Origin of the sequence: Actinobaculum sp. oral taxon 183 str. F0552, assembly GCF_000466165.1 — a bacterium.
Lineage (GTDB): Bacteria > Actinomycetota > Actinomycetes > Actinomycetales > Actinomycetaceae > Peptidiphaga.
Map to the genome: position 1 here is coordinate 1 of NZ_KE951469.1, position 1,529 is coordinate 1,529.

1 protein-coding gene is annotated in these 1,529 nt (G+C 73.1%); it reads right to left on the minus strand.

The features are described 5' to 3' along the window. Positions 1 to 1,395 (minus strand): DNA primase (gene dnaG, locus HMPREF0043_RS08875; RefSeq protein ID WP_040318237.1); only part of this gene is annotated, 1,395 nt, incomplete at its 3' end. Between the last annotated feature and the right edge of the window lie 134 nt (positions 1,396 to 1,529).

Sequence of the window (1,529 nt, forward strand, 5' to 3'; positions counted from 1 at the left end):
GGCCGGTTCGACCCGCCGGGGCCCTCCGCCGCTCCGCGCCGCCGAGGCCACCGCCTGGCGCACGGTGGCCTCGTCCATGCCGAGCCAGCCCCCCAGCTGGCGCGTGTACTCGCCGCGCAGCACCCTGTCGCGAATGGAGGCGACCATCGGAGCGGCCGCCCGCAGCCCGGCGGTGCGCCCCTCGGCCGTGGCCAGGGAGACGCCGGCGAGCACGGACTGGATGGCGAACTCGAAGAGGGGACGCCGGGAGGCGACGAGGTTGCGAACAGCCGCGTCCCCGTGGGACATGCGCAGCTCGCAGGGGTCCATGCCCTCGGGCGCGACGGCCACGAAGGTCTGCGCGGCGAAGGACTGGTCCTCCTGGAAGGCCTTGAGTGCGGCTTTCTGCCCGGCGGCGTCGCCGTCGAAGGTGAAGACGACTTCGCCCCCGTAGGCGCTGCCGTCGGCGAGCATGACCCCGGCCGCGGGGTCGGCCCGGTCCCCTATGAGGCGGCGCACGATCCGCACGTGTTCGGCGCCGAACGCCGTCCCGCACGTGGCGACGGCGCATTCCACGCCCGCCAGCTGGGCGGCCATCACGTCCGTGTAGCCTTCGACCACGACGACCCGGCGCTGGCTGGAGATGGCCTTCCTGGCCATGTCCAGCCCGTAGAGAACCTGCGATTTCCTGTAGATCGCCGTCTCGGGGGTGTTGAGGTACTTCGGGCCGCGGTCCTCCTCGCCCAGGCGCCGCGCGCCGAAGCCTATCGGGTCGCCCGTCATCGAGGCGATCGGCCACATGAGACGGCCGCGGAAGCGATCGTAGAGACCCCGGTTCCCCCGGCTCGCCAGACCGGAGGCGGCTATCTCCCCCTCCGTGAATCCGTGGCGGCGCAGCTCGGTCAACAGGCCGTCCCAGGAGGCGGGCGAGTAGCCGATCCTGTACCGGGCGAGGGCCTCCTCGTCGAATCCCCGCTCGGCGAGCATCCGCCTCCCCGGCTCGGCCTCGTCGCTCGCCAGGTGCCGGACGTAGAAGTCGAGGGCGACGCGGTGGGCGTCGACGAGCCTGTGGCGGGCGGGGCCGTCCGGGCGCCGCTCGGCGCGCCCGGAGTCCTCGTAGCGCAGATCCACCCCGACCTTGCGCGCCAGGAGCTCGACGGCCTCGACGAACGGGATGCGCTCGATCCTCTCGACGAAGGAGATGACGTCGCCCCCCTCGCCGCAACCGAAGCAGTGCCAGCGCCCCACGCTCGGACGGACGTGGAAGGACGGGGTCTTCTCGTCGTGGAAGGGGCACAGGCCCTTGTGGGAGTCGGCCCCCGCCGGGCGCAGGGAGACGTACTGGGAGACGACGTCCTCGATGCGCGTTCGCGAACGGACCTCGTCGATGTCCTCACGCCTGATGAGACCCGGCATGAGGACGATTCTACAGCCGCGCATCCGGGCGGGCCTGCGGGGCGGAGGCGTTCTGGACCGGCGGCCGCACCGGGCGCCCGCGCATCGGGCAGGCGCCCGGTGGCGGTGCCGTGGCCCAGGCGGACGGGAGCGGG